This window comes from Amycolatopsis australiensis (genome assembly GCF_900119165.1).
GTDB lineage: Bacteria > Actinomycetota > Actinomycetes > Mycobacteriales > Pseudonocardiaceae > Amycolatopsis > Amycolatopsis australiensis.
The window spans coordinates 4,115,594-4,136,927 of the sequence record NZ_FPJG01000006.1; the positions used below are offsets into that span (position 1 = coordinate 4,115,594).

Annotated in this window: 19 protein-coding genes and 1 riboswitch; of the genes, 17 read left to right on the forward strand and 2 right to left on the reverse strand. The window is 72.6% G+C overall.

The annotated features are described in order from the left end of the window. Positions 1–226 precede the first annotated feature (226 nt). From ftsZ to BT341_RS20605, 7 genes are all read left to right on the forward strand, one after another. Complete coding sequence (gene ftsZ / locus BT341_RS20575; protein ID WP_072477841.1) at positions 227–1,531, forward strand: cell division protein FtsZ; 1,305 nt, start codon at positions 227–229, stop codon at positions 1,529–1,531. 73 nt (positions 1,532–1,604) lie between these two features. Continuing rightward, entirely contained in the window at positions 1,605–2,309 is a 705-nt protein-coding gene (gene pgeF / locus BT341_RS20580) for a peptidoglycan editing factor PgeF (RefSeq protein WP_072477842.1), read from the forward strand. Further along, positions 2,306–3,037, forward strand: coding sequence for a YggS family pyridoxal phosphate-dependent enzyme (locus BT341_RS20585; RefSeq protein WP_072477843.1), 732 nt, complete (start codon positions 2,306–2,308; stop codon positions 3,035–3,037). Before pgeF ends, BT341_RS20585 begins: the two co-directional genes overlap by 4 nt. A 98-nt stretch (positions 3,038–3,135) precedes the next feature. Then, positions 3,136–3,729 carry a cell division protein SepF gene (locus BT341_RS20590; protein ID WP_072477844.1) on the forward strand — a complete coding sequence of 198 codons (594 nt, stop codon included), beginning with the start codon at positions 3,136–3,138 and terminating at the stop codon, positions 3,727–3,729. A 116-nt stretch (positions 3,730–3,845) separates the two neighbouring features. Continuing rightward, a complete protein-coding gene (locus tag BT341_RS20595) occupies positions 3,846–4,121 on the forward strand; it encodes a YggT family protein (RefSeq protein ID WP_072477845.1) in 276 nt (91 codons plus the stop codon). 52 nt (positions 4,122–4,173) lie between these two features. Further along, the gene (wag31, locus tag BT341_RS20600; protein ID WP_072477846.1) at positions 4,174–5,028 is read left to right on the forward strand and encodes a DivIVA-like cell division protein Wag31; all 855 of its coding nucleotides are present in this window, start codon (positions 4,174–4,176) and stop codon (positions 5,026–5,028) included. A gap of 113 nt (positions 5,029–5,141) precedes the next feature. Next, a complete protein-coding gene (locus BT341_RS20605) occupies positions 5,142–5,726 on the forward strand; it encodes a hypothetical protein (protein ID WP_072477847.1) in 585 nt (194 codons plus the stop codon). Between the two features lie 10 nt (positions 5,727–5,736). Here the strand turns inward: BT341_RS20605 and BT341_RS20610 are convergent, their stop codons facing one another. Further along, on the reverse strand, positions 5,737–6,483 hold the full coding sequence (locus BT341_RS20610) for an ArsR/SmtB family transcription factor (protein WP_072477848.1): 747 nt from the start codon (positions 6,481–6,483) through the stop codon (positions 5,737–5,739). Positions 6,484–6,547: 64 nt separating this feature from the next. Here BT341_RS20610 and BT341_RS20615 point away from each other — a divergent pair, with 64 nt between their 5' ends. The 10 genes from BT341_RS20615 to BT341_RS20660 all read left to right on the forward strand — a co-directional run bounded on the left by BT341_RS20615 (position 6,548) and on the right by BT341_RS20660 (position 20,180). Further along, positions 6,548–7,885: an MFS transporter gene (locus BT341_RS20615; protein ID WP_072477849.1), complete on the forward strand. Its 1,338-nt coding sequence runs from the start codon at positions 6,548–6,550 to the stop codon at positions 7,883–7,885. 237 nt (positions 7,886–8,122) lie between these two features. Next, entirely contained in the window at positions 8,123–11,290 is a 3,168-nt protein-coding gene (gene ileS, locus BT341_RS20620) for an isoleucine--tRNA ligase (protein WP_072477850.1), read from the forward strand. Between the two features lie 83 nt (positions 11,291–11,373). After that, a complete protein-coding gene (locus BT341_RS20625; RefSeq protein ID WP_072477851.1) occupies positions 11,374–13,005 on the forward strand; it encodes a penicillin-binding transpeptidase domain-containing protein in 1,632 nt (543 codons plus the stop codon). A gap of 234 nt (positions 13,006–13,239) precedes the next feature. Then, a complete protein-coding gene (locus BT341_RS20630) occupies positions 13,240–13,920 on the forward strand; it encodes an ArsR/SmtB family transcription factor (protein WP_072477852.1) in 681 nt (226 codons plus the stop codon). Positions 13,921–14,016: 96 nt separating this feature from the next. Next, positions 14,017–15,495, forward strand: coding sequence for a potassium/proton antiporter (locus BT341_RS20635; RefSeq protein ID WP_072477853.1), 1,479 nt, complete (start codon positions 14,017–14,019; stop codon positions 15,493–15,495). A gap of 252 nt (positions 15,496–15,747) precedes the next feature. Next, positions 15,748–15,862, forward strand: a riboswitch (SAM riboswitch). A 39-nt stretch (positions 15,863–15,901) separates the two neighbouring features. After that, positions 15,902–17,347, forward strand: coding sequence for an aminotransferase class V-fold PLP-dependent enzyme (locus BT341_RS20640; protein WP_245805043.1), 1,446 nt, complete (start codon positions 15,902–15,904; stop codon positions 17,345–17,347). Between the two features lie 16 nt (positions 17,348–17,363). After that, positions 17,364–18,011, forward strand: a complete 648-nt coding sequence (locus BT341_RS45435) for a hypothetical protein (protein ID WP_177328866.1) — start codon at positions 17,364–17,366, stop codon at positions 18,009–18,011. Continuing rightward, complete coding sequence (locus BT341_RS44395; RefSeq protein ID WP_143168605.1) at positions 17,951–18,598, forward strand: hypothetical protein; 648 nt, start codon at positions 17,951–17,953, stop codon at positions 18,596–18,598. Before BT341_RS45435 ends, BT341_RS44395 begins: the two co-directional genes overlap by 61 nt. 77 nt (positions 18,599–18,675) lie before the next feature. After that, the gene (gene lspA, locus BT341_RS20655; protein ID WP_084743239.1) at positions 18,676–19,254 is read left to right on the forward strand and encodes a signal peptidase II; all 579 of its coding nucleotides are present in this window, start codon (positions 18,676–18,678) and stop codon (positions 19,252–19,254) included. Further along, on the forward strand, positions 19,251–20,180 hold the full coding sequence (locus BT341_RS20660) for an RluA family pseudouridine synthase (RefSeq protein ID WP_143168606.1): 930 nt from the start codon (positions 19,251–19,253) through the stop codon (positions 20,178–20,180). The genes lspA and BT341_RS20660 overlap by 4 nt, the downstream gene beginning before the upstream one ends. Here the strand turns inward: BT341_RS20660 and BT341_RS20665 are convergent. After that, positions 20,177–21,334 carry an AsnC family protein gene (locus BT341_RS20665; protein WP_072477855.1) on the reverse strand — a complete coding sequence of 386 codons (1,158 nt, stop codon included), beginning with the start codon at positions 21,332–21,334 and terminating at the stop codon, positions 20,177–20,179. The two genes, BT341_RS20660 and BT341_RS20665, sit on opposite strands and share 4 nt — an antisense overlap.

Here is a 21,334-nt window from a genome sequence, read left to right on the forward strand (position 1 = left end):
GCGGGCCGGGACGGCCCCGGCGGCCCGCCGCGCTTGCGGACCCGAACGCGTTGTGGCAAAACACCTTTGCGACACACGGCGTGCCTACTGGATTAGAGCCTGCCTGGTGCCTACCGTCCTGCCTAACGTCGGCAGTTGACATAACTCTCGATCTAGGGTTGAGGTTGAGGGTTTGATCTTCGGCCGGCGGGCTGTACGGGCACAACGATCAGGAAGGCGGACTTCGATGACGCCCCCGCACAACTACCTTGCGGTGATCAAGGTGGTCGGCATCGGCGGTGGCGGCGTGAACGCCGTGAACCGCATGATCGAGGTCGGCCTCAAGGGTGTCGAGTTCATCGCGGTGAACACCGACGCGCAAGCACTGCTCATGTCCGACGCCGACGTCAAGCTGGACATCGGCCGCGAGCTGACCCGCGGCCTCGGCGCGGGCGCCGCCCCCGAGGTCGGCCAGAAGGCCGCCGAAGACCACCGCGAAGAGATCGAAGAGGTCATCAAGGGCGCCGACATGGTGTTCGTGACCGCCGGCGAAGGCGGCGGCACCGGCACCGGCGGCGCGCCGGTCGTGGCGCAGATCGCCCGCAAGCTGGGCGCGCTCACCATCGGCGTGGTCACGCGGCCGTTCACCTTCGAGGGCAAGCGCCGCGGCAAGCAGGCCGAAGAGGGCATCCAAGCGCTGCGCAACGAGTGCGACACGCTCATCGTGATCCCGAACGACCGGCTGCTGCAGCTCGGTGACATCGGCGTGTCGCTGATGGACGCGTTCCGCTCGGCGGACGAGGTGCTGCTCTCCGGTGTCCAGGGCATCACCGACCTGATCACCACCCCGGGCCTGATCAACCTCGACTTCGCCGACGTCAAGAGCGTCATGTCCGGCGCGGGCTCCGCGCTGATGGGCATCGGCTCGGCCCGCGGCGAGGGCCGGGCGATCCAGGCGGCGGAGAAGGCGATCAACTCGCCGCTGCTGGAAGCGTCGATGGACGGCGCCCACGGCGCGCTGCTGTCCATCGCGGGCGGCTCCGACCTGGGCCTGTTCGAGATCAACGAGGCGGCGTCGCTGGTGCAGGAGTCCGCGCACCCGGACGCGAACATCATCTTCGGCACGATCATCGACGATTCCCTCGGCGACGAGGTCCGCGTCACGGTGATCGCGGCCGGGTTCGACGCGGGCGCGCCGACGCACAAGAAGCTCGACCCGCCGGCGTTCGGGTCCCGCTCGTCGTCGGGGACCACCGCGTCCGCGTCGGCGGGCCAGGTCTCGAACCCGCCGACACCGCCGTCGGGCGCCACGCCGGTGCCCTCCTCCGGCAGCTCCGGCTACCCGGTGGCGCCGCCGCGGTCGCACTCGCCGCTGCCGTCGGCCACGAGCACCCCGCCGTCGGGCGGGCTCCCGCAGCCGGGCGGCGGGTCGCGCGGCTACTCGCCGATCGGCTCCAACGCGACCCAGGGCAGCCTGCCGGGCCGCCCGATGCCGGTCCACGACGACCCGTCCGACGACGAGGTCGACGTCCCGCCGTTCATGCGGCGCTAGACACCCCCGCCGAAGGCCACCACCCGCGAACTAGAGTCGTGGGTGGTGGCCTTCCGTGACGTCAGGAGGATTCGTGCGGGTTCGGCGAGTGGTCACGACCAGGGCGGGCGGCGCGTCACGGCCGCCGTACGACACCTTCAACCTGGCGGACCACGTCGGCGACGACGACGGGAACGTCTACGCCAACCGCAAGCGCCTGGCCGCCGAGCTGGGCCTGGCCGAGGACAAGCTGGCCTGGATGGAGCAGGTCCACGGCCGCACGGCGACCATCGTCGACGGTTCCGAGACCCGCGCGGCCGAGGCGACCGACGCGCTCGTGACGGCGACCCCGGGCGTCGCGCTCGTGGTGCTGGTCGCCGACTGCGTCCCGATCCTGCTGGCCGACGCCGAGGCCGGGGTGGTCTCGGCGGTGCACGCGGGCCGGGTGGGCGCGCGGGTCGGCGTGGTCCCGGCGGCGGTGGCGGCCATGCGCGAGGCGGGCGCGGAGGCCGGCCGGATCGAAGCCCTGCTCGGCCCGGCCATCTGCGGCGACTGCTACGAGGTCCCGGCCGGCATGGCCGCCGACGTCGAAAAGCACCTCCCCGGCAGTGCCTGCAAGACCCGCCAGGGCACGCCGGGCCTCGACCTGCGGGCCGGCCTCTGGCGGCAGCTCGCCGACCTGGGCGTCGGCAAGATCGGCGTGGACCCGCGGTGCACGAACGAGGACAAGACGCTCTTCAGCTACCGCCGCGACGGGACCACCGGGCGGATCGCCGGCATCACCTGGATCGAAGCATGAGCACCGACCGCAAGGCCGAGCTGGCCGAGAACCTGGCGGCGGTCGAGGAGCGGATCGCCGCCGCCTGCCGGACCGCCGGGCGCGCTCGCGAAGAGGTCAAGCTGATCGCGGTCACCAAGACGTTCCCCGCCTCGGACGTGGCGCTGCTCGCCGACCTCGGCATCACCGACGTGGGGGAGAACCGCGACCAGGAGGCCGGGCCGAAGGCGGCGGAGGTCGCCGGGCTGCGGCCCGGCGCGGACCTGCGCTGGCACATGGTCGGCCGGCTGCAGCGGAACAAGGCACGTTCCGTCGCCGGCTGGGCACACCAGGTGCAGTCGCTCGACTCGGCCCGGCTCGCCGACGCGCTCGCGAAGGCCGTGCGTGCGGCGAGGGACGCCCAGATACGTGACGAACCCCTCGACGTGCTGATCCAGGCCAGCCTCGACGACGACCCCGAACGCGGCGGCTGCCCCCTCGACCAGCTCGGCGCGCTCGCCGATCACGTCACTCACACGGGTGAGCTGCGGCTTCGTGGGCTGATGGCCGTCGCGCCCCTCGGCGCCGACCCCGCGGCCGCGTTCGAAAGGCTCGCCCGCGCGGGGGAGAGACTGCGCGAAGATCACTCGAATGCCGCAGCCGTCTCCGCCGGGATGAGCCATGATCTCGAGCAGGCGATCGCGCACGGCTCGACCTGTGTGCGTGTCGGAACCGCGTTGCTCGGCGGGCGCGGTTTAGCCTCGCCGTAGGGAGCTCGCGCGGCCGTCACGTTTCGTGTCCGCCCGCGCGGGGCACTGATGGCGTGGATCGAGCGTCGGTGCGGGAGCGGCTAGGGCTAGGGAGAGGCATGAGCGCGCTGCAGAAGCTGAAGGCCTACTTCGGGATGGTGCCCGCGGACGACGACGGCTACGAAGCCGAGGATGACTACCGGCGTGGCTACGACGACGAGTACGACTCCTACGAGGAGCCGGCTCCGCGGTCGTCGCGTTCACGGTACCGCGACGTCGACGACACGTACGACGAGCCCGTCGGCCGCAGCCGCTCACGCTCCGTGGCCGAGCCCGCCGTCCACGGCGCGCTCGCCGTCGACCGGCAGCCGGAGCCCGTGGCGCGCCTGCGCCCGGTCACCGAGCCGGTGGTGCGCCAGCCGGTGCGCGACCCGCTGAGCCGGATCACCACGCTGCACCCCACGAGCTACGCCGAGGCGCGGGCGATCGGGGAGCACTACCGCGAAGGCATCCCGGTGATCATGAACCTCACCGAGATGGAGAACGCGGACGCGAAGCGGCTCGTCGACTTCGCCGCCGGGCTGGCGTTCGCGCTGCGCGGGTCGATGGACAAGGTCACCAACAAGGTGTTCCTTCTCTCACCGCCCGATGTGGACGTGACCGCCGAGGACCGCCGGCGGATCGCCGAGGGCGGATTGTTCCTGCGCGGCTGAAGTCACGGTTACCGCTGAGCGCAAGCAGACGTGATTTTGTCGACCCGATGCCGCGTCGACCCCCTCAGGCAGCGTCTTCTCCGGGGGCGCATGGTTAGAGTAGGTACGTGGAAGCTGTGTGGCTGGTCGTCTGGTACGTGCTGTTCGCCTTCTGGTTGCTGCTGACGGCGCGGATCGTGATCGAACTCGTCCGGACGTTCGCCCGTGAGTGGCATCCGGCCGGAGGGGTTGCGGTGACGCTCGAGACCATCTACACAGTGACGGACCCGCCGGTTCGGCTGTTCAGGCGAATCATTCCGATGGTTCGAATCGGCGGCGTCGGACTGGACTTGTCGATTATGGTGCTGCTGTTGGTTGTGTTCTTCGCGATGCAACTGGCGACTCCAAGTTGATCGGGGAGACTTGGGTGGACCCTGCAGGCCATGGAGTGCGTGAGGTGATCTGATGTCGTTGACCCCCGCTGACGTGCATAACGTCGCGTTCAGCAAGCCGCCCATCGGCAAGAGGGGCTACAACGAGGACGAGGTGGACGCGTTCCTCGACCTGGTGGAAACCGAGCTGGCTCGCTTGATCGAGGACAACAACGAGCTGCGCCAGCAGATGGAGCAGCTCGACGCCGAGCTCGAGTCGACCCGTAGCGAGCTCGAGAACGCCAAGGCGAACGTCGGCGCGCCCCCGATGCGGGAAGAGCCGTCGCGGCGCCTCGCGCCGGTGCCGCCGCCGCAGTCCGCCATGGAGCAGACCCAGGCGCACTCGATGGTCGGCGACAGCACGGAGCCGAACGTGCAGGCCGCCAAGGTCCTCGGCCTGGCCCAGGAGATGGCCGACCGGCTGACCGCCGAGGCGAAGACCGAGTCCGACGGGATGCTGGCCGAGGCCCGCACCAAGTCCGAGCAGCTGCTTTCGGACGCCAGGGCGAAGTCCGACGCGATGGTCAACGAGGCCCGCACCCGGGTCGACACGATGCTGAACGACGCGCGGACCCGGGCCGAGACGCTGGAGCGCCAGGCGCGCGACAAGGCGACCACGCTCGAGCGCGAGTCGCAGCGGAAGTACACCGAGACGATGAACAGCCTCAACGCCGAGAAGAGCGGGCTGGGCAAGAAGATCGAGGAGCTGCGCACGATCGAGCGGGAGTACCGCACGCGGCTGCGCGGATTCCTCGAGTCCCAGCTCCGCGAGCTCGACGACCGCGGCTCGGCCGCGCCGGCGTCGGCGTCGTCCGGCTCGGGTTCGTCCTCCGGCTCGTCCAGCGGCGGCCAGGGCTACTCGTTCGGCCCGCGGGCCGAAGCCGGCTGAGTTCTGCTCGAACCGTGGCCCATCCGCCGGGTGGGCCACGGTTCGGAACCGCTCCGGTACCGCCCGTGGGCGGGTCGGCGGCCGATCCCTGCCCGTTCGTGCTGTAATTCAGCGTGCTCTACATCGTGCTGGTACTGGTACTGGCGGCTCTGGGGTTGCTCGTCACCGCGCTCATCACCGCTTCGTCGTTGTGGGCGTGGGTTTCCATCGGCCTCTCCGTGCTGGCCGGGCTGATCCTCATCGCCGACTGGCTGCGTCGCCGGCGTCGCTCGGCGGCCGCTGCCGACGCCGCGGAAGAGCCCGCAGCGGAGGAACCGGTCGTCGCTGAGCCCGTTCCCGAAGCGTCCGTTGCCGAGGAGTCCCCGGCGCGGGAAAAACCGTCGCCCGAGGTCGAACAGACCGTCCTCATCCCGGCCGCCGGTGACCTGGGCGACCCGGCCGACACACCGGAACCCGCCGCGGAGACCGAGAGCGAACCAGGCGAGGAAGAAACCCCGGCCGACGACGTGGCGGTCCTGGCCGACCTCGAGGACGAGGTCGTCGTCGTCGACGAGCACCCCCGCTACCACCTGCGCACCTGCGCCTGGCTGGGCACCCGCGACACGATCCCGATCGGCGTCGGCGAGGCCCGCCAGCTCGGCTTCACCCCGTGCGACCGCTGCCGCCCCGACGCGACACTGGTGGCCGCCCACCGCTGACCGGGTTCCGTCAGGCGGCGAGATCCGCCACGCCGAGGTGGGTCTCCAGCGCCCGGGCGCCGGCCGGCGTCAGCCGCAGCGCGCGATGGGCCTTGGCGCGCCGCTGCACCCAGCCCGCTTCCACGAACCGCGTCGCGACCGCCGCGCCCAAGGCACCCGCCAGATGGTGGCGCTGCTCGCTCCAGTCCAGGCAGAACTTCAGCAGCGGACGACGACCGGCCGCGGTCGCGTGCAGGTCCACGCCCAGCGCGCCGAACACCGCTTCCGCGTCCGGGCCCAGCGTGTACGGGTGTTCGCGCAGCGGAGCCGAAATCCGGTCACCCGGACGCCGCCGGGTGTCGGGCGCCCCGGCCAACGCGCCCTTGGCGAGCAACGCCGACGTCACCGCCACCCCGAGCCGGCCCGCCAGATGGTCGTAACACGTCCTGGCCGTGCGCAAGGCCTCCGCCCGGGTCCCTTCGCGCAAGGACGTCACCGGCTGTGACGGCGAGAACCGGGCCAGCGTCTCCAGCAGCTCCGCGGTGTCCGGCCCGGCCAGCCGGTAGAACCGGTGCCGCCCCGACTTCTCGGCCACGACCAGGCCCGCCGCCCGCAGCTTCGCCAGGTGCGCGCTGACGCCCTGCGCGGACAACCCGGCCTCGGCGGCCAGCACGGACGCCGCCAGCGCCCGGCCGTCGCCGAGCGCGAGCAGCACGCGGACCCGCGCCGGGTCCGCGAACAACGCGGCCGTGCGGGCGATGTCGGCGTCGCCTTCCATGCCCCCAGGATGCCCCCGCGACACTTCCACGGCGACGGAAGCGTTCCTGCGGTCCACTGGGGTCATGCGATCCGCAGTCTTGCTCACCATGTGCGCCGGCATGTTCCTCGTCCAGCTCGACGTCACGGTCGTCAACGTCGCGCTGCCCGCCATCGGCGCCGGCCTGCACGCCGGCCTTGCCGCCCAGCAGTGGGTGGTGGACGGCTACTCCGTCGTCCTGGCCGCCCTGCTGCTCACCGGCGGTGCCCTCGGCGACGTCTTCGGCCACCGCCGGATCGTCCTCGCCGGCTTCGCGGTCTTCGGCACGGCGTCGGCCGCGTGCGGGCTCGCCGGAGCGGCGCCGTGGCTCGTCGCCTCGCGCGCCGGGCAGGGCCTGGGGGCCGCGCTCCTGCTGCCCGGCACGCTCGCCGTCATCACGAACGCCTACCCGGACCGCGCCGAGCGCGCCCGGGCCCTCGGGATCTGGGCGGGGGTGTCGGCGCTCGCGCTGTCGGCGGGCCCGGTGCTGGGCGGCGCGGTCGTGTCGGCGGCCGGCTGGCGGCCGGTGTTCTGGCTCAACGTCCCGGTCGTGCTGGCAGCCGCCCTCGCGACGCGGCGGCTGGTGCCGCGCGGCGAGCGCGTGTCCGGACGGCGGGTCGACGTCGCCGGCGTCGCCACCGCCGTGCCCGCCCTCGGCGCCGGTGTCTACGCGGTCATCGCCGGGAGCGCCGTGGCGGCCGTGGCCGCGGTCGTCGCGCTGGTGGCCTTCCTGGTCGTGGAGCGCCGTTCGCCGGACCCGATGCTGCCCCTGGACGTCGCCCGGCGGACGCTGGGGCCGAACTTCGTCTCGGCCGCGATGAACTTCGTCGGCATCGGCGCGATCCTCGTCCTGACGCTGTACCTGCAGGGCGTGCGGCACGCGTCCCCGCTGACGGCCGGGCTCGAGGTGCTGCCGCTGTTCGGGCCGCTGTCGCTGCTGGCGCCGGTCGCGGGACGGCTCACCGGGCGGTTCGGGCCGCGGCCGCTGATGGTGGCCGGGCTCGCGCTGGGCGCGCTCGGGATGCTGAACCTCCTGCTGCTCGACGGCGGCAGCGGCTATCTCGCGCTCCTGCCGACGCTGCTCGGTCTCGGCATCGGGATGGGCCTGCTGACGACGGCGGTGGTGACGGCGGCGGTCACCGGTATCCCGGCCGGGCGTGCCGGTGTCGCCAGCGGCATCAACAACACGGCCCGCCAGGCCGGGGGCGCGCTCGGGGTGGCGGTGCTGGGCGCGGTCGTGGGCGAGCCGAGCCACGCGAGCGCGTTCGTCGCCGGGCTGCACGGCGCCGGGCTGATCGCGGGCGCGCTGTGGCTGGTGGCGATCGGCGTGACGCTGGCCGGGGTACGTGCCCCTCGTGACAACCCGGTTGCGCGGGCCCGTTAACCTGGTAGCAGCACGGCGTCGATCCGGCCATCACCGGGGAGCCTCCGGAAGAACCGGGCGCGAGCCCGCAGTAGAACCGGACGGGTGCGGCCCGTCACAGCCGTCGAACGAAGTGGCCCGTGGGAACGGGCAAGCGGGGTGGTACCGCGGAACGCCGGAAGGTGTCTCGTCCCCGTGTGGGTGACCGGTGCGGGAGCCGGTCGTCCGTACGCGAGCGACGAACCGAGGAGCATCCGGATGTACCCCCAGGCCTCAGTGGACGACGGCGCGGGCGTTCCGTCGCAGCCGTCCTTCCCCGCGCTGGAGAAGCAGGTCCTCGCCTATTGGGAGACGGACCGGACGTTCCAGGCGACGATCGACGCCCGCCCCGCGGGCGAGCACGGCGACAACGAGTACGTCTTCTACGACGGCCCGCCGTTCGCCAACGGCCTGCCGCACTACGGCCACCTGCTGACCGGGTACGTCAAGGACCTCGTGCCGCGGTACCAGACGATGAAGGGCCGCAAAGTCGAGCGCCGCTTCGGCTGGGACACCCACGGCCTGCCCGCCGAACTCGAGGCCATGCGCCAGCTCGGGATCACCGAGAAGTCCGAGATCGAAGAGATGGGCATCGCGAAGTTCAACGAGGCTTCGCGCGAGTCCGTGCTGCGCTACACGGACGAGTGGCGCGAGTACGTCACCCGCCAGGCCCGCTGGGTCGACTTCGACAACGACTACAAGACCCTCGACGTGACGTACATGGAGTCGGTGCTCTGGGCGTTCAAACGCCTGTGGGACAAGGGACTCGTCTACGAGGGCTACCGCGTCCTGCCGTACTGCTGGCGGGACGAGACGCCGCTGTCCAACCACGAGCTGCGGATGGACGACGACGTCTACCAGAACCGGCAGGACCCGGCCGTCACGGTCGGCTTCCGCCTGGAGGGCAACGACAACGACCTCGACGGCACCTACCTGCTGATCTGGACGACGACGCCGTGGACGCTGCCCTCGAACCTCGCGACGGCCGTGCACCCCGAGGTGCAGTACGCCGTCGTCGAGAGCGAGAACTTCCCCGGCAAACGGTTCCTGCTCGCCGAAGCCCGCGTTGGCGCGTACGCGCGTGAACTCGGCGAAGAGCCGACGGTCGTCGCGCGCTACTCGGGCACCGAGCTGCTCGGAACCCGTTACGCGCCACCGTTCCCGTACTTCCTCGGCACGGAGAACGCGCACCGCGTGCTGGCCGCCGACTACGTCACCACCGAGGACGGCACCGGGGTCGTGCACATCGCGCCCGCCTACGGTGAAGAGGACAAGGTGGTCACCGACGCCGCCGGCATCACGCCGGTGACGCCGGTCGACGCGCGGGGCAAGTTCGACGCGACCGTGCCGGACTACACCGGGCAGCAGGTGTTCGACGCGAACCCGAACATCATCCGCGACCTCAAGAACGGCACGGGTTCCGCGGCCCGGCAGGGCGCGTTGCTGCTGCGCCACGAGACCTACGACCACCCGTACCCGCACTGCTGGCGCTGCCGCAACCCGCTGATCTACCGCGCGGTGTCGTCGTGGTTCGTCGCGGTGACGCAGTTCAAGGACCGGATGGTCGAGCTGAACCAGCAGATCACCTGGTACCCGGAGAACGTCAAGGACGGCCAGTTCGGCAAGTGGCTGGAGAACGCGCGCGACTGGTCGGTCTCGCGCAACCGCTACTTCGGCACGCCGATCCCGGTGTGGCAGTCCGACGACCCGGCCTACCCGCGCACCGACGTCTACGGCTCGCTCGACGAGCTGGAGCGCGACTTCGGCGTCCGGCTGGACAACCTGCACCGGCCGTTCATCGACGAGCTGACCCGGCCGAACCCGGACGACCCGACCGGGAAGTCGACGATGCGCCGCGTCCCGGACGTCCTCGACGTCTGGTTCGACTCGGGCTCGATGCCGTACGCCCAGGTGCACTACCCGTTCGAGAACGCCGACTGGTTCGAGCACCACTACCCGAGCGACTTCATCGTCGAGTACATCGGCCAGACCCGCGGCTGGTTCTACCTGCTGCACGTGCTCGCCACGGCGCTGTTCGACCGGCCGGCGTTCCGCACCTGCGTCTCGCACGGCATCGTGCTCGGCTCGGACGGCGCCAAGATGTCCAAGTCGCTGCGCAACTACCCGGACGTCAACGAGGTCTTCGAGCGCGACGGCTCCGACGCCATGCGCTGGTACCTCATGGCGAGCCCGATCCTGCGCGGCGGCAACCTGATCGTCACCGACAAGGGGATCCGCGACGCCGTCCGCCAGGCCGTGCTGCCGCTGTGGAACTCGTACTACTTCCTCGCGCTGTACGCGAACGCCGAGGGCGTGGACGGCCGGTGGCGCACGGACTCGCCGAACGTGCTCGACCGGTACGTGCTGGCGAAGACGCACGAGCTGGTCACCGACGTCGAGTACGCCATGGACCACTACGACGTCGCGGGCGCGTGCCAGACCGTGCGGGACTTCCTGGAGGTCCTGACGAACTGGTACGTCCGCCGCTCGCGCGACCGCTTCTGGGCCGGGGACAAGGACGCGATCGACACGCTCCACACCGTGCTCGAGGTGACGTCGCGGGTCGCGGCGCCGCTGCTGCCGCTGACCACCGAGGTGGTCTGGCGCGGCCTCACCGGCGGCCGCTCGGTGCACCTGACCGACTGGCCCAACGCCAACGACCTGCCTGCGGACGCGGCGCTGGTCACCGCGATGGACCGGGTGCGGCAGGTGGCGTCGTCGGCGCTGTCGCTGCGCAAGGCGAACAAGCTGCGCGTGCGGCTGCCGCTGCCGGCGCTGGTCGTGGCGGCCGAGGACGCCGAGTCGCTGGCGCCGTTCGCCGACATCCTGCGGGACGAGGTGAACGTCAAGGAGGTCTCGCTGACCACCGACGTCGCCGCACACGGCGGGTTCGAGGTCGCGGTCAACGCGCGGGCCGCCGGTCCGCGGCTGGGCAAGGACGTCCAGACCGTGATCAAGGCCGTCAAGGCGGGCGACTGGTCGTTCCAGGGCGGCGTCGTGGTCGCCGCCGGGATCACGCTGCGGGACGGCGAGTTCGAGCGGCGGCTGGTCGCCAAGGGCGGGGGCGCGGCGGCCGAGCTGCCCGGCGGGTCCGGCCTGGTCCTGCTCGACACGGAGGTCACGCCGGAGCTGGCGGCCGAAGGGCTGGTCCGCGACCTGGTCCGGGTCGTGCAGCAGGCGCGTCGCGACGCCGGGCTGGACGTCGCCGACCGGATCGCGCTGACCGTCGACGCGCCTTCCGAGGTGGTCGAGGCGGCCCGGACGCACGAGGAGTTCCTGGCTTCGGAGACGCTGGCGACGTCGGTGACCTACGGCCCGGTGACCGACGGGTCCACCGGCGCGGTCGGGGACGGCACGAAGGTGACGGTCTCGGTCGAGAAGGCCTGAACTGCCGGGGGTGGCCAGTATGGTGGGAAACCTACTGGCCACCCGTGGCGGGTGGCGTGCTTCGGGGGAGGGGTACGCGAAAGATGAGTCCGGCCAAGAGACGGGGCATCCTGATCGGCGGCGCGCTGCTGGTCGTCGTGGTCGTGGTGGCGGCGTTCTTCCTGCTGAACAGCGGGGGATCGGCGCCACAGGCGGAAGCCGGCGCGGGCGCGACGAGCGTCGAGAACCCCGGTGCGCTCGACCCGCACTCGGCGATCACGGAGTACCTGCAGGACCTGTCGGAGAACAACCCGGACGCGGCCGGCCGGCTGACCGACGACGACACCGCGGCCGCCGTGGCGCTGCGGGACACGCGGAACACGCTCAACCCGTCGTCGGTGACCGCGAAGCTCACCGTGCTGCAGCCGACCCCGGCCGGCGCGAAGCAGACGGGTGGCACGTTCAACGTGTCGTGGGCGTTGAAGCCGGGGCAGGTCTGGACCTACGACGTGCCGTTCCAGCTCGCCCAGGTGAACGGGAAGTGGCTCGTGCACTGGGCGCCGTCGCTGCTGCACCCGAAGCTGGAAGCCGGTCAGCGGCTGGTGATCAGCACGGCGGTGCGGGACACGACGGCCGTCGCCGACCGCGACGGCAAGCCGCTGCTCGTCAGCGGCTCCGGCGGGGTGCGCCCGGTCGACGGTGACCCGGCGCCGCTGCTGCGGTCGGCGCTCACCGGCCAGGTCACGGCCGCGGCCGGCAACGGCTTCGCCGTCGAACGCGTCGACACGAGCGGCAAGAGCGTGGAGACGCTGTTCGGGCAGGCCGCCGAAGGCGAGGCCAAGGCGCTGACGTCGAGCCTCAGCCTGGCCGCGCAGAACGCCGCGCAGGCCGCGGTGGACAGCTACCAGGGCTCGGCGATGCTGGTCGCCCTCGACACCGGATCGGGCGACATCCTGGCCGTCGCGCAGAACCGCGCGGCCGGGAACTCGCCGAAGGCGCTGAACGGCCTGTACGAGCCGGGGTCGTCGTTCAAGATCGCGACCTCGGTCGCCGCCGTCCAGCAGAGCGGCCTCGACGCCGGCTCGCCGGTCGACTGCCCCGGCGTGGCGACGATCGGCACGCGCACGGTGAAGAACGAGGGCTTCGAGCTGGGCGCGACGAACCTGCAGACGGCGTTCGCGCGCTCCTGCAACACGACGTTCGGTCAGCTGGCGCTGGCGCTGCCGGCGGACGGGCTGAAGAAGGCGGCCGACGAACTGGGGCTCAACGCCGACTACGAGATCCCGGGCATCAACACCGAACTCGGCAAGGTCGAGCCGGCGGCGAGCAAGGACGAGCAGGTCGAGGACGGGTTCGGCCAGGGCCGCATCCAGGCCAGCTGCCTCGGCGGCGCGCTGATGGCGGCGACGGTCGCATCGGGCAAGGCGATCACGCCACGGCTGTGGCACGACGTCGAGACGAAGGTCGTCAAGGGTTATTCGCCGCCGCCCGCGTCGGTGCTGGGCCAGGTGCGGACGCTGATGCGCGCGGTGGTGTCCAGCGGAACCGGCCGCGGTGCCGCGAGCGCCGGTACGGTCTTCGGCAAGACCGGCACGGCCCAGTTCGGCGACGGCTCGAACGCGACGGGGTGGTTCGTCGGCTACCGCGGCAATGTCGCCTTCTCGGTGGTGCTGGAGAACTCGAACGACTCGGGCCCGGCGGTGACCTTGGCGGCCAAGTTCCTCAAGGCGCTCTGAGCAAGGGGCCCCGGGGGAGGGGGCCGTGCGCCTCGGGGGCGGTTGGTGTGCTCGCGGCGGGTCCCGCGTGCCGCCGGGGGGCGGCCGCGTGTCCCGACGGTCGGTTCCGGTAGCCGGCGGGTCTGGCGGTCAGCCGACCGGCTGGGACGTGAGCCGACTGGCTGGAACGCGAGCCGACCGGCTGGTACCGAAGGTTCGGCCGCGGCCGAAGCTCCCGCGCCGTACCGTGGGCGCATGGAGACGATCGCGCTGGCCGAGGTGGCCGCGGTGCTCGCCGATCCGAGCCGGGCTACCATGTGCCTCGCCCTGCTCGACGGGCGGGCCTGGACCGTCGGTGAGCTGGCCAAGGCCGCCGGGATCGCGCTCTCCACCGCCAGCGAGCACGTCACCCGGCTGGCCGATGCCGGGTTCGTCGCGCGGGTCAAGCAGGGCCGGGCCAGCTACGTCCGGATCGCCGACCCGCGCGTCGCCGAACTGATCGAGCACCTCGCCCAGCACGCCGAACACCGGCCGGTTACCGGGCTGAAGGCGTCGCTGCGGGTGAAGCGGCTCGGGTTCGCGCGGACGTGCTACGACCACCTCGCCGGTGTGCTCGGCGTCGCCGTCCGCGACGGCATGCTCGCGACCGGGCTCGTCGACGCCGCCGACGGGCTGACCTTGACCCGCCGGGGCCGGGCCGTGCTGGCCGACCTCGGCGTCCCGGTCGCCGCCGGACGACGGCCGCTGCTGCGCGACTGTCTCGATTGGACGGAGCGCCGCGACCACCTCGCCGGCGCGGTGCCCGCGGCGCTGCTCGACCGCGCGGTCGACGCCGGCTGGGTCGGCCGCGACGGCCACCGCGCGGTCAAGGTCCTGCCCGCGGCCGCCGGGCCGTTCGCGGCGCTCGGCGTCGATCTCGACGCGCTCGGTCCTTAACACACCGGGTGCCGGACACGCGCCGGCGGTACACGAACGAGTTAACCCGGCCGCTTCACTATTCTGAGTGCCCCACGGCACCCGGGAGGAGGCGGCATGGACCAGCTTCCCGTGCTGCTCGGCGTCGGCGGCGTCGTGCTGCTCGCCTCCGTGCTCGCCGTGCGCGTGTCCATCCGGCTCGGCCTGCCCTCGCTGCTGCTCTACCTCGCGATCGGCGTGGTACTGGGCGAAGCCGGCTTCGGCATCCGGTTCGACAACCCGGGCCTGACCCAGTCGCTCGGCCTCGCCGCGCTCGTCATGATCCTCGCCGAAGGCGGGCTGACGACGCGGTGGTCGGCCGTGAAACCCGCACTGGGACTGGGCATCGTACTGTCCACAGTGGCCGTCGCGGTGAGCATCGCGGTCACCGGCGCGGCCCTGCACTGGCTGCTGGGCCTCGACTGGCGGCTCGCCCTGCTGTGGGGCGCGGTGCTCGCGTCGACCGACGCGGCGGCGGTGTTCTCCGTGCTGCGCACGGCCGGGATCGGCAAACGGCTCGTCGGCGCGCTGGAGCTGGAGTCCGGCATCAACGACGCGCCGGCCTACATCGCCGTCGTGGTGCTGGCCGAAGGCGCCACTGTGGACTGGACGCTGCCGCTGCTGGTGGTCTACGAGCTCGGCGCGGGCCTGGCGATCGGCCTCGGGTTCGGCTGGCTCGGCGGCCTGGCGCTGCGCCGGGCCGCGCTGCCGGCGACCGGCCTGTACCCGCTCGCCACGGTCGCGGTGTGCGTCGTGGCGTACTCGTCCGGGCAGCTGCTGCACGCGTCCGGGCTGCTCGCCACGTACGTCGCCGCGCTCGTGCTCGGGAACTCGCGGCTGCCGCACCGGTCGGACACGCTGTCGTTCGCCGAAGGGCTCGGCTGGCTGGCGCAGATCGGGCTGTTCGTGCTGCTCGGGCTGTTCGCCTCGCCGAGCCGGCTGTTCGAGACGATCGTGCCGGGCCTGGTCGCGGGCGCGGTCGTCCTGCTGCTGGCACGGCCGGTCTCGGTGGTGGTGTCGGTGCTGCCGTTCCGGCTGCCGTGGCGGGAACAGGCGTTCCTGTCGTGGGCGGGACTGCGCGGCGCGGTGCCGATCGTGCTGGCCATGATCCCGCTGTCGGAAGGGCTGCCGGGCGCACAACGGCTGGTCGACGCGGTGTTCGTGCTGGTCATCGTGCTGACGCTGCTGCAGGGCGCGACGCTGGGCCCGCTCGGGCGCCGGCTCGGGCTGGCGAAGAAGTCCGAGGCGCACGAGATCGAGGTCGACGCCGCGCCGCTGGACGAGCTGGGCGCGGAGCTGCTGCAGGTCCGCATCCAGCCGGGCTCGAAGCTGCACGGCGTGTACCTGTCGGAGCTGCGATTGCCGACCGGTGCGACGGTCAGCCTGGTGGTCCGCGCCGGCACGGGCTTCACCCCGCAGAAGACGAGCCGCCTGCAGGAGAACGACCAGCTCCTGGTGGTGACGACGAGCGCGGTCCGCGACGCGGTCGAGCGCCGCATCCGCGCGGTGGACCGCGCGGGCCGCCTGGCCCGCTGGCGAGGCGAGTCAGGCCGCTGACCGGCTCGCGGCGGCGCCGACCCGCCAGGCACGCGTGAGGCCTGTTCGGTCGCGGGTGACGCCGCCCCAGCGACTCGTGATGCCGGTTCAGTCGCGGGTGATGCCACCCCAGGCACGCGTGATGCCCGTTCAGCCGCGGCTGATGCCGCCCCAGCCGCGAGTGATGCCGACTCGTGACTCACTGTGAGCGGCGTCTCAGAATGTGAGGCGGGGGTTGGCCGACGGCGGCGTTCTCGGTTACCTTCGGGACCAGGTCATGAGTGCCAGCGCGAAGCCCCGGCTTGCTGGCCGGCAACCCTCCTACCGCGGTGGGGTGCCCCGGGTGAAGACCGGGCCGGTCGCGCAGTGCGACGGGCAAGCGCGGGCCCCTCGCCGGGGTCCCCCGGATCGCCGAGGAGGCACCCCGATGACTCTCGCCCTCAACCGCACCACCGCCGCCGAAGCCGAAGCCGCCACGCCGAACTGTCCGGCGGCCACCGCCGTCACCACCGCCGCGCCGACAACCGAATCCGCTCGGACCGCGAGCCACTTCCCGGCCGCCCCCGCGGAAACCCTTGCCGCCCAGCCCATCCCGGCCGTCGCCGGTGCTTCGCTGCGTGTCCCGCTGGTCACCGGCGAAACCATCGGCTACGCCAACCTCGACCACGCCGCCAGCGCGCCCTGCCTCGACACCGTCCGCAAGGCCGTCGACGAGTTCCTTCCCTGGTACGCCAGCGTCCACCGCGGTGCCGGCTTCGCGTCGCAGGTCTCCACCAAGCTCTACGAGCGCACCCGCGACGTCCTGCGCCGGTTCGCCGGTGCCCGGCGGACCGACACCGTCGTCTTCACCCGCAACACCACCGATTCCTTCAACCTGCTCGCCCGCAGCCTGCCCCGGCACACCACGGTGATCGTCTTCGACACCGAGCACCACGCCGCGCTGCTGCCGTGGGCCGGCCCGAACGTCCGCCGCCTGCCCACTCCGCGCACCCGCCTCGCCGCGGTGTCCGCTGTGGACGACGCGCTCCGGGACGCTCCGCAGGGACCGCGGCTGGTCGTCGTCACCGGGGCGTCCAATGTGACCGGTGAGCTGCTGCCCGTCGCGGAAATCGCCGCCGTGGCGCGCAAGCACGGTGCCCGCATCGCCCTCGACGCCGCCCAGCTCGCGCCGCACCGCCCGATCTCGATCAAGGACCTCGACGTCGACTACGTCGCGCTGTCCGGCCACAAGCTGTACGCGCCCTTCGGCGCCGGCGCGCTCATTGGCCGTGCCGACTGGCTGCGTGCCGCGCGGCCCTACCTGGCCGGCGGCGGCGCCACCAAGCTCGTCACCGAGGACGCCGTCGTCTGGAACACCGGGCCCGAGCGCCACGAAGCCGGTTCGCCCAACACCGTCGGCGTCTACGCCCTCGGCGTCGCCTGCGAAACCCTCGCCGGGAACTGGGACGCCGTCGTCGCGCACGAGCAGGCCCTGCTCACCCGGCTGCGCAAGGGACTCGCGGGCATCCCGGGCTGCGCCGAGCTGCGGCTGTTCGACGCCCCGGCCGACCGCGTCGGCACGGTCAGCTTCGTCGTCGACGGCTTCGACCCGGGCTGGCTGGCCGCGGTCCTGTCCGCCGAGTACGGCATCGGCGTGCGCGACGGCGCCTTCTGCGCCCACATCGCCGCCAAGCGGCTGATCGGCGTCGCCGGCGGTGACGGGCAGCAGGCGGTGCGCGTCAGCCTCGGGCTCGGCAGCACCGAAGAGCACGTCGACCGCGTCGTCCTGGCCCTGCGCCAGATCGTCGCGCGCGGCGCCCGCTGGGAGTACGCGAAGGTGGACGGCCGCTGGGCGCCGGTCGGCGACCCGCGGGAGCTGCCGCCGTTCTGCTGAACGCTAACCTGGGCCGATGGGGAGGCAGTGGGTTCCGTTGGCGTTGCTGGGTTTCGGGGAACTGGGCCTGGTCACGGCCGAGCTGTTCGAGCGGTCGGCCGCCGCCGCGGAACTGGGCGCGGAGCTGACGGCGAACCAGCCGCCGGCGGGCCGGTACTACGACGGGCTGTTCGGGTTCACGATCCAGGGGCCGGGCCCGTCGCGGTTCCTCAGCGCCGCCGACATGGCGCGGTCCTACACGACGGGTTCCGGGCCGGCCTGGCAGATCGTGCTGATGGCCGCGTTCCTCGCCGTGATCGCGTGGTACGCCGTGACGCGCCGCCTGCGCGCGAAAGCCGTCGTGGCGCTCGCGGCCGGCGTGCTCGTCGGTGTGCCCGTGCTGGATCTGACCGCGTTCAGCCAGTTCGGCTGGGACGCCGCCACCCGCGGGCCGCTGCTCGCGACGCTCGGCCTGGCCGTGGTCGCCTGGTACGAACGCAGCCCGCTGGTGCTCGCGGTGGCGGTGGTGGCCGGCGCGGCGGCCGTCGTGGTCGCGGACCTGCCGGGCGCGCTGATCTCCGCGACGGTCCTCGTGGCGGGCGCGTTCGCCGCTACCCTGCCGGGGTGGGGGAGACACGACGACACTGGTTCCCGCTGGCCGCGCTGGGGTTCGCCCAGCTCGTGATGGCGGTGGTCGCGCTGGTCCCGCGGGTCCCGGAGCCGGGCCACTTCGTGAACATGCGCGGCTACCCGTTGACCCAGGAACTGCACGGCCTGGCCACCGGCGGGGTGTCCGGCACCGGCCTCGCCGACGGCGGCTTCGACGCGGCCGCCGTCCGCAGCACCGTGGTGGGCGTGGTGCCGCCGGCCACGCTCGGCTGGCTCACCGGCCTCACCTGCGTCGTGCTCCTGGTGGCGGGCTGGTACTGGCTCGACCTGCGCCGCGCCGGGACACCGCCGCGGCCCGTCCGCTTCGTGCTCGGCACCCTCGGCGCGCTGGCGGCCGTCCCGCTGCTCGACCTGGTCGGCGCGATCGAGCTGCGGCTGCCCGGCGACGTCCGCGGCGCCCTGGTCGCCGCGCTCGGGCTGCTGGTGCTGGCGGCCTACGAGCGCAGCTGGTTCGTGCTGGCCGTGACCGTGGTGTTCGCCCTGGTCTCGGTGGCGTTCCTGCCGCCGGTGACGGGCGCGCTGGGCGCCGCGGGCGTGCTGTTCGCCGCCGCGTTCGCGGTGCTCCTGCGCCGCGGCCACGGCACCGCCGCCGACACGCGCTGACCGGTGCCGTGGACAATGGACCGGTGAGCACCGAGCCCAGCCACTCCGAACCCGACACCGAAGCCGCCGCCGAGGTGGTGCCCGACCCCGCGGCGGACGCGCCGGAGAACCCGGAGGTCCCGGCGAAGCCGCTGCTGCCGAAGCGGCGGATCGGCTGGGTGTTCGCCGTCGCGGTCGTGTTCTGGACGATCGACCTGGTGACGAAGAACCTGGTCACCGCGAACCTGGAGGGCAAGGAGCCGGTCCGGATCCTCGGCGGGCTGATCTACCTGCAGGTGTTCCGCAACCCGGGTGCCGCGTTCTCGATGGCCACCGGCATGACGTGGGTGCTCGCGCTGATCGCGCTGGCCGTCGTCATCGCGATCATCTGGCTGTCACGGCGGCTGCGGTCCATCGGCTGGGCGATCGGCCTCGGCCTGGTGCTGGCCGGGGCGGCCGGCAACCTCACCGACCGCATCTTCCGCGCGCCCGGCGCGCTGCAGGGCCACGTCGTCGACTTCATCTCGGCCTTCGCCCCGAACGGCAAGGGCTTCGCGATCTTCAACATCGCCGACTCGGCGATCTGCGTCGGCGGCGCGCTGATCGTGCTGCTGTCGCTGCTCGGCAAGGACTACGACGGCACGTCGACCAAGGACAAGAAGAAGGAGCAGGCGTGACGTCGCGGATGCTCCCGGTGCCCGACGGGCTCGACGGGATGCGGGTCGACGCCGGTCTCGCCAAGCTGCTCGGCCTGTCCCGCACGGTCGTCGCGGAGCTCGCCGAGTCCGGTGACGTGCTGCTCGACGGCCGTCCGGCGGGCAAGTCCGACCGGCTCGCCGCGGGCGGGCTCCTCGAGGTCACGCTGCCCGAGCCGGCGAACCCGGTCGAGGTCGTCGCGGAACCGGTGCCGGGCATGCAGATCCTCCACGACGACGACGACATCGTCGTGATCTCGAAGCCGGTCGGCGTCGCCGTGCACCCGAGCCCGGGCTGGACCGGCCCGACGGTCGTCGGCGGCCTCGCCGCGGCCGGCCTGCGCATCTCGACCTCGGGTGCGGCCGAACGCCAGGGCGTGGTGCACCGGCTCGACGCGGGCACGACCGGGGTCATGGTGGTGGCCAAGAGCGAGCACGCCTACACGGTGCTCAAGCGCGCGTTCAAGGAACGCACGGTGGACAAGGGCTATCACGCGATCGTCCAGGGCCACCCGGACCCGACGCGCGGCACGATCGACGCGCCGATCGACCGGCACCCGCGCCACGACTACAAGTTCGCCGTCGTCCAGGGCGGCCGCCCGAGCGTGACGCACTACGAGGTCGTCGAGGCGTTCCGCGCGGCGTCGCTGGCGCACATCAAGCTGGAAACCGGGCGGACGCACCAGATCCGCGTCCACTTCTCGGCGCTGCGGCACCCGTGCGTCGGCGACCTGACCTACGGCGCGGACCCGGTGCTGGCCCGCCACCTCGGGCTGAGCCGGCAGTGGCTGCACGCGAAGACGCTGGCGTTCGCGCACCCGGCGGACGGCCGGTGGGTCGAGTTCGAGTCGGAGTACCCGGACGACCTGGCCAAGGCGCTGGAGATCCTGCGCGACGAGAGCTACTAGCCGTCGATCGTCCAGGTCAGCGTGCGCTCGTCCGGTTCCGGGCGCGGGCTCCAGCGGACCGACACCACGCGCGTGGCGTCCGGCAGGACGTACACCGTGTGGCCGCCGAGGGTTTCGCCCGGCTTGACGCCGATCTTGTGCGGGGGCCGGGACGTCAGCGACACGGGGGCCTTGCCGATCGCGGTGCCGTCGGCGGTGAGCAGCTCCAGGTAGTTGTCCGGCAGTGACGCGAACGGGATCGGCCCGCGGTTGGTGATCTCGGTGTGCACGACCACCGCGCGCTCGCCGTCCTCGAGGCGGTAGCCGGCCGCGCTGAACAGGTAGTCCGCCGGGTCCTGGACTTCCAGCAGCTGCACCGCCAGCTGCTCGCCTTCCAGGCCCTTGGTCTCCATGACCTCGCCGAGCCGTCCCGTCTTGCCGGGCGCGGTTCCGGCGCGGGCGGGCTCGTCGCCGCGCGCCCACGACGCCGTCTGCGGCAGGCCCCACGTGCTGACGGCCGGGTCGAGCGGCACCGGCGGCGGGGTGACCGGGCGCGGTGGCGCGACCGGCCGGGGCGGCCCCGGGTACGGCCCTGAGGGCGCGCCTTGCACGGGGTACGGCCCGGAAGGTGTGCCCTGCACGGCGTGCGGTCCCGACGGTGTTCCCTGCACGGCGTGCGGTCCCGACGGTGTTCCCTGCACGGCGTGCGGTCCCGACGGTGTTCCCTGTACGGCGTGCGGTCCCGACGGTGTTCCCTGTACGGCGTACGGTCCTGAGGGCATGCCCTGGACGTTGTACGGTCCCGAGGGCGCGCCTTGGACGTTGTACGGACCTGAGGGGGCGCCTTGAACGTTGTACGGCCCCGAAGGTGCGCCCTGCGGACCCGCGGCGTATCCCGGAGAGGGCTGCTGCGGCACCGGCTGTGACGGCGGGAACGGCTGCGGCGGCCGGTTCGCCCACGACGGCGGGGCGCCCGCGATCGCCGCCCGCAACCCCTGCGGGTCGCTCTCGACGCCGACGAGCAGCGGGAGCCCGCTGCCGGACAGGGCGACCAGCCGGTAGGCGGCCTCGCGGGGATCCATGCCGACCTTCGCCGCCAGCTCGTGCACGGCGACCTTGCCGAGGTCGGCGAGCGCGGCGAGCAGGCGGATGTCCACGGGATCGGTCACGGCCAC

Excerpts from the sequence above, each read along its gene's own strand:
- BT341_RS20585 (WP_072477843.1), top strand. The coding sequence starts at position 2,306 with ATGAGCACCGACCGCAAGGCCGAGCTGGCCGAGAACCTGGCGGCGGTC.
- wag31 (WP_072477846.1), top strand. The coding sequence starts at position 4,174 with ATGTCGTTGACCCCCGCTGACGTGCATAACGTCGCGTTCAGCAAGCCG.
- BT341_RS45435 (WP_177328866.1), top strand. The coding sequence starts at position 17,364 with ATGGGGAGGCAGTGGGTTCCGTTGGCGTTGCTGGGTTTCGGGGAACTG.
- ftsZ (WP_072477841.1), top strand. The coding sequence starts at position 227 with ATGACGCCCCCGCACAACTACCTTGCGGTGATCAAGGTGGTCGGCATC.
- BT341_RS20640 (WP_245805043.1), top strand. The coding sequence starts at position 15,902 with ATGACTCTCGCCCTCAACCGCACCACCGCCGCCGAAGCCGAAGCCGCC.
- ileS (WP_072477850.1), top strand. The coding sequence starts at position 8,123 with ATGTACCCCCAGGCCTCAGTGGACGACGGCGCGGGCGTTCCGTCGCAG.
- BT341_RS20610 (WP_072477848.1), bottom strand. The coding sequence starts at position 6,483 with ATGGAAGGCGACGCCGACATCGCCCGCACGGCCGCGTTGTTCGCGGAC.
- BT341_RS20625 (WP_072477851.1), top strand. The coding sequence starts at position 11,374 with ATGAGTCCGGCCAAGAGACGGGGCATCCTGATCGGCGGCGCGCTGCTG.
- BT341_RS20615 (WP_072477849.1), top strand. The coding sequence starts at position 6,548 with ATGCGATCCGCAGTCTTGCTCACCATGTGCGCCGGCATGTTCCTCGTC.
- BT341_RS20630 (WP_072477852.1), top strand. The coding sequence starts at position 13,240 with ATGGAGACGATCGCGCTGGCCGAGGTGGCCGCGGTGCTCGCCGATCCG.
- BT341_RS20635 (WP_072477853.1), top strand. The coding sequence starts at position 14,017 with ATGGACCAGCTTCCCGTGCTGCTCGGCGTCGGCGGCGTCGTGCTGCTC.
- BT341_RS20590 (WP_072477844.1), top strand. The coding sequence starts at position 3,136 with ATGAGCGCGCTGCAGAAGCTGAAGGCCTACTTCGGGATGGTGCCCGCG.